We start from the raw sequence: 6391 nt of genomic DNA, 5'->3' as shown, positions 1-6391 counted from the left end.
GACCGGCGGCACCCTGCTGGTCCGGTCGCCGGTCGACGGCACCGAGATCGCCCGCCTGCCCGAGCACAGCGCCGCCGATGTCGCAGCCGCGATCGAGCGCTCGGCCAACGCCTTCCTGAACTGGCGCACCGTGCCGGCGCCGCGCCGCGGCGAGCTGATCCGCCTGCTGGGCGAGGAGCTGCGCACCCACAAGGCCGAACTCGGCCGGCTGGTCTCGATCGAGGCCGGAAAGATCCTCCAGGAGGGCCTCGGCGAGGTCCAGGAGATGATCGACATCTGCGACTTCGCGGTCGGCCTCTCCCGCCAGCTGTACGGCCTGACCATCGCGTCGGAGCGCCCCGGCCACCGCATGGCCGAGACCTGGCATCCGCTGGGCCCGGTCGGCGTGATCTCGGCCTTCAACTTCCCGGTCGCGGTGTGGTCGTGGAACGCGGCGCTGGCGCTGGTGTGCGGCGACCCGGTGATCTGGAAGCCGTCGGAGAAGACGCCGGTCACGGCGCTGGCCACCATGGCGATCTTCCGCAAGGCGGCCGAGCGCTTCGGCGGCGTGCCGGACGGCCTGGCCGAGATCCTGATCGGCGGCCGCGAGGTCGGCGAGGCGCTGGTCGACAGCCCGAAGGTGGCGCTGGTCTCGGCCACCGGGTCGACCCGGATGGGCCGCGAGGTCGGTCCGCGCGTGGCCAAGCGCATGGGCCGGTCGCTGCTGGAGCTCGGCGGCAACAATGCCATGATCGTCTGCCCGTCGGCCGATCTCGACATGGCGGTCCGCGCCATCCTGTTCGGCGCTGTCGGCACCGCCGGCCAGCGCTGCACCAGCCTGCGCCGCCTGTTCGTGCATGACAGTGTCTACGACAAGCTGCTGCCGGCCCTGAAGCAGGCCTACGGCGCCGTCCGCATCGGCAGCCCGCTGGAGACCGGCACGCTGGTTGGGCCGCTGATCGACCAGGCCTCGTTCGACGGCATGCAGAAGGCGCTGGCCGCGGCGCGCGACCAGGGCGGTACGATCACCGGCGGCGAACAGGTCACGGCGGGCGTTCCGGCCAACGGCTTCTACGTCCGCCCGGCGATCGCCGAGATGCCGAAGCAGAGCGAGATCGTCGCGCATGAGACCTTCGCGCCGATCCTCTACGTCCTGAAGTACCGGGATTTCGGCCAGGCGCTGATGCTGCACAACGAGGTGCCGCAGGGCCTGTCCTCCTGCATCTTCACCACCGACATCCGCGAGGCCGAGACCTTCCTGTCGGCGGCGGGCAGCGATTGCGGCATCGCCAACGTCAACATCGGCACCTCGGGCGCCGAGATCGGCGGCGCCTTCGGCGGCGAGAAAGAGACCGGCGGCGGGCGCGAAAGCGGCTCGGACGCCTGGAAGGCCTATATGCGCCGGCAGACCGCGACGGTGAATTACAGCCGCGAGCTACCGCTGGCCCAGGGCATCGTCTTCGACCTCGGTTGATCGAACAAAACGCAGGCGGCCTGGGGGTTTCTTGACGACCCACCGGCCGCCTGCGCTAATGCGGACCAGATGCGACGGCTGCCCAAGGGGACGGGCGGATCGCCGCCGCCGATCATCCGGGGATGCACCCTTGCATTAACCGAACGATCGGTTAATCTTTGCCGCAAATAGGGATCCTGGGATCGCCGCAGGCGGACGATGTGCGGACCAGGATCACGAACATGGGAGGGTCTTTACATGCATATCAGTCGTTTGGCGCTCGCAGCGGGGGCTGCGTTGACGCTTCTGTCGACGGTGAGCTTTGCCGCGGACAAGGTCACTGTGGCCGTGACCCAGATCGTCGAGCACCCGGCCCTGGACGCCGCGCGCGACGGCATCAAGAAGGCGCTGGAAGAGGCCGGCTACAAGGAGGGCGACAATCTCGTCTTCCTGTCGGAATCGGCCCAGGGCAACCCGGCCACCGCCGCCCAGATCGCCCAGAAATACGTCGGTGAGAACCCGACCGTGATCGTGCCGATCGCAACCCCGTCGGCCCAGGCCGTGGTCGCCGCGACCCAGGACATCCCGGTGGTGTTCACCGCCGTGACCGACCCGCTGGGCGCCCAGCTGATCAAGAACCTCGATCACCCCGGCGGCAATGTCACCGGCATCTCCGACCTGTCGCCGCTGGCCGATCACCTGAACCTGATCAAGGAGATCGTGCCGACCGTGAAGCGGATCGGCGTGCCCTTCAATCCGGGCGAGGCCAATGGTGCGGCCCTGCTGGCGGCGCTGCAGGAAATGGCGCCGGAGTGGAAGGTCGAGATCGTCGAGGCCCCGGCCTCGAAATCAGCCGACGTCCAGGCCGCGGCACAGAGCCTGGTCGGCAAGGTCGACGTGATCTATGTCCCGACCGACAACACCATCGTCTCGGCGCTCGAAGCGGTGATCCAGGTCGGCATCGACAACAAGATCCCGGTGTTCTCCGGCGACACGGACAGCGTCGTGCGCGGCGCCATAGCCTCGGTCGGCTTCGACTATTTCCAGATCGGCCGCCAGACCGGCGCCGTCGTCGTCCGCATCCTGAAGGGCGAGAAGCCGGGCGACATCCCGGTCAAGAACGCCACGGGCACCGACCTGTTCGTCAACACCAAGTCGGCGGCGGCGATGGGCGTCACCATCCCCCCGGCAGTGCTGAGCCGCGCCAAGAAGGTCATCAACTAAGCCCCGAACGCCTCGGGTCGCAGGCCGGGCCCGCCACAGCGGATCCGGCCTGCGATTGAGCCGTATCTCGGGCTTTGTCGTTTCCGCGGCCGGTGCCGGCCGCTCCGCAGGATGTCTTGATGAGTCTGTTCGCCTTCCTCGGCGCGATCGAGATCGGATTGATCTACGCCCTGGTCGCCCTCGGCGTGTTCCTGTCCTTCCGGGTGCTGAACTTCCCCGACCTGACGGTCGATGGCAGCTTCCCGCTCGGCGCCGCCACCACGGCCACGCTGATCGTCGCCGGCGTCGATCCGGTGCTGGCCACCCTGGTCGGGGTCGCCGCCGGCGCCTGCGCCGGGCTGATCACCGCCTGGCTCAACGTCCGCTTCGGCATCCTGCACCTGCTCGCCAGCATCCTGACGATGATCTCGCTGTTCTCGGTCAACCTGCGGATCATGGGCAAGCCGAACGTGGCGCTGATCAACCAGGACACGGTGATCAACCTGTTCACCTGGCTGACGCCCACCCTCGAAAGCATCGGCCTGCCCGGTCGGGCGACGCTGAAGGTGGTGGTGCTGGCGATCATCGTGCTGATCGTCACCCTGGTCGTCGGCCGCTTCCTGACCTCCGAATTCGGCCTGGCGATGCGCGCCACCGGCGCCAATGCGCGGATGGCGCGGGCGCAGGGCATCTCGACCAAGCTGCACATCTACGTCGGCATGGCGCTGTCGAACGCGCTGGTCGCCCTGGCCGGGTCCCTGTTCGCCCAGACCGCGGGCTTCGCCGACGTCACCGTCGGCACCGGCACCATCGTGGTCGGCCTCGCCGCCGTCATCCTGGGCGAGACCATGATCCGCACCCGCAGGATCGTGGTGATGCTGGCCGCCTGCGTGCTGGGCGCCGTGATCTACCGCATCGTCATCGCCCTGGCGCTGAACACCAGCTGGCTCGGGCTGCAATCCTCCGACCTCAACCTGGTGACGGCGCTGCTGGTCGGCATCGCGCTGATGCTGCCCGGCATGCGCAATCCCCTGAAGTCCTTGTTCCGGCGGAGCGCCTGAGATGATCGCGGTTCAGGACGCCCACGTCACCTACGGCCGCGGCACGCCGCTCGAGAACCGCGCGCTGCGCGGCCTCACCCTGGCCATCCCGGTCGGCGAATTCGTCACCGTCATCGGCTCGAACGGTGCCGGCAAATCGACCCTGCTGAACGTGCTGAGCGGCGACGCCAGCCCGGAGCGCGGCCGGGTCGAGATCGACGGCATCGACGTCACCCGCTGGCCGTCGCCGAAGCGTGCCGGGCTGGTCGCCCGCGTGTTCCAGGACCCGATGGCCGGCACCTGCGAGGCGCTGTCGATCGAGGAGAACATGGCGCTGGCCTATGCCCGCGGCCGATCACGCGGCCTGGCCCCGTCGATCGACGGGCCGCGCCGCGCCGTGTTCCGCGACAGGCTGGCGGTGCTGGGGCTAGGGCTGGAGAACCGGCTGGGCGATTCCATGGGCCTGCTGTCCGGCGGCCAGCGTCAGGCGGTCAGCCTGCTGATGGCGACGCTGACCGGCATGAAGATCCTGCTGCTGGACGAACACACCGCGGCGCTGGACCCGCGCACCGCGGATTTCGTGCTGCAGCTGACCCGCAAGATCGTCGAGGACCAGAAACTGACCGCGCTGATGGTGACGCATTCGATGCGGCACGCGCTGGATTACGGCACCCGCACGGTGATGCTGCATGAGGGCCAGGTCGCCTTCGACGTCGCCGGCGACCAGCGCCGCGGCCTGGAAGTGCCCGACCTGCTGAAGCTGTTCAGCAAGGTGCGCGGCGAGCAGCTGGCCGACGACAGCCTGCTGTTGGGCTGACGTCGAACGCCCTGGGGCCGCCGCCCCGGGCTTGCTATTTGCCCCGGGCGCCCAGCGGCCGGCCATGGAGCAGATCCCGCAGGATCGGCGCCGCCAGCATGATCACGAGCCCAAGCGCCACCCAGCGGACCCAGAGATCGTGCGGATCCGTCATCAAGTTGATGACCAGCAGCACGGCCAGCGTCAGCACGCTGCCGATCAGACGGCGGCGGAAGCTCTCGATGAAGGGCGGCCGGTCCGGCCCGGGCCTGGCGGCCGGCGTCACCGCCTCCACCCGATGGGCATCGGCGCCGACCCGCAGCGCATAAACCCGCACCGGTTCGGCGATGTTCTTCATCGGCCGCGGCCCGAGATCGGCGAATCCGGTCTCGATCCGGCCGCGCACCTGGTCGTAGACCGCGCCGGACAGGCAGATGCCGCCGGGGATCGCGACCTCCTGCAGCCGCGCCGCCACATTGACGCCGTCGCCCAGCAGATCGTCGCCGCTGACCACGACGTCACCGAGATTGATGCCGATGCGCAGCCGCATCCGGCTCTCTTCCGTCTGGTCCGCGGCCCAGATTCCGAGCCGGTCCTGCGCCGCGATCGCCGCCTGCACCGCGGCCAGCGCGCTGGGAAATTCGGCCAGCAGCCCGTCGCCCGCCAGATTGAAGATGCGGCCGCCCTGCCCCGTGATCGCGGTGCGCAGGATGCCGCGGGCCTGGTCCAGCCGGGCCAGGGTGCCGGTCTCATCCTGGCCGGTCAGCCGGGAATAGCCGACGACGTCGGCGCAGAGACTGGCGGTCAGGCGGCGTTCCGGCTGGGTCATGGGGTCGGCCTCGAAGCGGATCGGGGCCGGATCATACTGCACCCGCCGCGACATCGCGAGACCCGGATGCGAACATTATAAGAACATCACAGCCGAAATCGAACCGTCGGCCTCTTGACCGGCGGGAAAGCCGCGCTCAGCCGACCTCGCCGCGCTGCCACAGCCAGGCGGCGCCGCGGACGCCGCTGCTGTCGCCATGCTTGGCCCGCAGGATCGGGGTGGCGCAGTCCCGGCCGAACACAATCGGCGGCAGGCGCTTCGGCACCTCGTCATACAGCCGCTTGACGTTGGACATGCCGCCGCCGAGCACGATGGCATCGGGGTCGAGCAGGTTGACGACATGGGCCAGGCCGCGGGTCAGCCGGCTGATATAGCGCTCGACCGTCGCCGAGGCGTCCGGGTCGCCGGCCTCGGCCCGCGACACCACTTCATGGGTCGAGATGTCCTGCCCGGTCACCCGGACATGGTCCTTGCCGAAGCCGGTGCCGGAGATCCAGGTCTCCAGGCAGCCCTGCTTGCCGCAATAGCAGTCGGGGCCCGGCAGCTCCTCGGGCGTGGCCCAGGGCAGCTGGTTGTGGCCCCATTCGCCGCCCAGGCCGTTGCCGCCGCGATGGGCGCGGCCCTGGATGGCGATGCCGGCGCCGGTGCCGGTGCCGATGATCACGGCGAAGACCAGCCCCTTGCCCGCCGCAGCGCCGTCGGTGGCTTCCGAGACGGCTAGGCAGTTGGCGTCGTTTTCGCAGCGCACCTCGCGGCCGAGGGCGGTGGTCAGGTCCTTGTCGAAGGGCTTGCCGATCAGCCAGGTCGAGTTGGCGTTCTTGACCAGGCCCGTCTGCGGCGACATCACGCCGGGCATGCCGACGCCGACCGTGCCGCGCTCACCCACAGTGGCTTCGACCGCCTCGACGAGGTCCTTGATCGCCTGGACCGTACCGTCATACAGGCGCGGCGTCGGGATGCGCTGGCGGTGCAGCTCCGTCCCGACATCGTCCAAGGCGATCGCCTCGATCTTCGTACCCCCAAGATCGACGCCGATCCGCATCCTCGCCTCCCACCCGTGCAGCAGTCACGACAATGTCCCCGCGCCGTCC

General features: G+C 69.3%; 6 protein-coding genes. 4 read left to right on the top strand and 2 right to left on the bottom strand.

Going from position 1 to position 6391, the window contains the following annotated elements:
- The 4 genes from amaB to AC3XYG_RS32480 form a co-directional block, all read left to right on the top strand.
- On the top strand, positions 1–1453 hold a 1453-nt coding region (amaB, locus tag AC3XYG_RS32495; RefSeq protein ID WP_489144027.1), incomplete at its 5' end, for an L-piperidine-6-carboxylate dehydrogenase.
- Positions 1454–1729: 276 nt separating this feature from the next.
- On the top strand, positions 1730–2656 hold the full coding sequence (locus tag AC3XYG_RS32490; protein ID WP_489144026.1) for an ABC transporter substrate-binding protein: 927 nt from the start codon (positions 1730–1732) through the stop codon (positions 2654–2656).
- 119 nt (positions 2657–2775) lie between these two features.
- Positions 2776–3696, top strand: coding sequence for an ABC transporter permease (locus AC3XYG_RS32485; protein WP_489144025.1), 921 nt, complete (start codon positions 2776–2778; stop codon positions 3694–3696).
- 1 nt (position 3697) lies between these two features.
- The gene (locus tag AC3XYG_RS32480; RefSeq protein ID WP_489144024.1) at positions 3698–4492 is read left to right on the top strand and encodes an ABC transporter ATP-binding protein; all 795 of its coding nucleotides are present in this window, start codon (positions 3698–3700) and stop codon (positions 4490–4492) included.
- 34 nt (positions 4493–4526) lie between these two features.
- Here AC3XYG_RS32480 and AC3XYG_RS32475 read toward each other — a convergent pair whose 3' ends face one another.
- Both AC3XYG_RS32475 and mak read right to left on the bottom strand, forming a co-directional pair.
- Positions 4527–5342 carry an adenylate/guanylate cyclase domain-containing protein gene (locus tag AC3XYG_RS32475; RefSeq protein ID WP_489144023.1) on the bottom strand — a complete coding sequence of 272 codons (816 nt, stop codon included), beginning with the start codon at positions 5340–5342 and terminating at the stop codon, positions 4527–4529.
- Between the two features lie 94 nt (positions 5343–5436).
- Positions 5437–6342, bottom strand: a complete 906-nt coding sequence (gene mak / locus AC3XYG_RS32470; protein WP_489144022.1) for a fructokinase — start codon at positions 6340–6342, stop codon at positions 5437–5439.
- Between the last annotated feature and the right edge of the window lie 49 nt (positions 6343–6391).

The organism is Inquilinus sp., from assembly GCF_057815775.1.
Note: the sequence above shows the minus strand (reverse complement) of the source record. Positions and strands in the feature narration are given on the sequence as shown.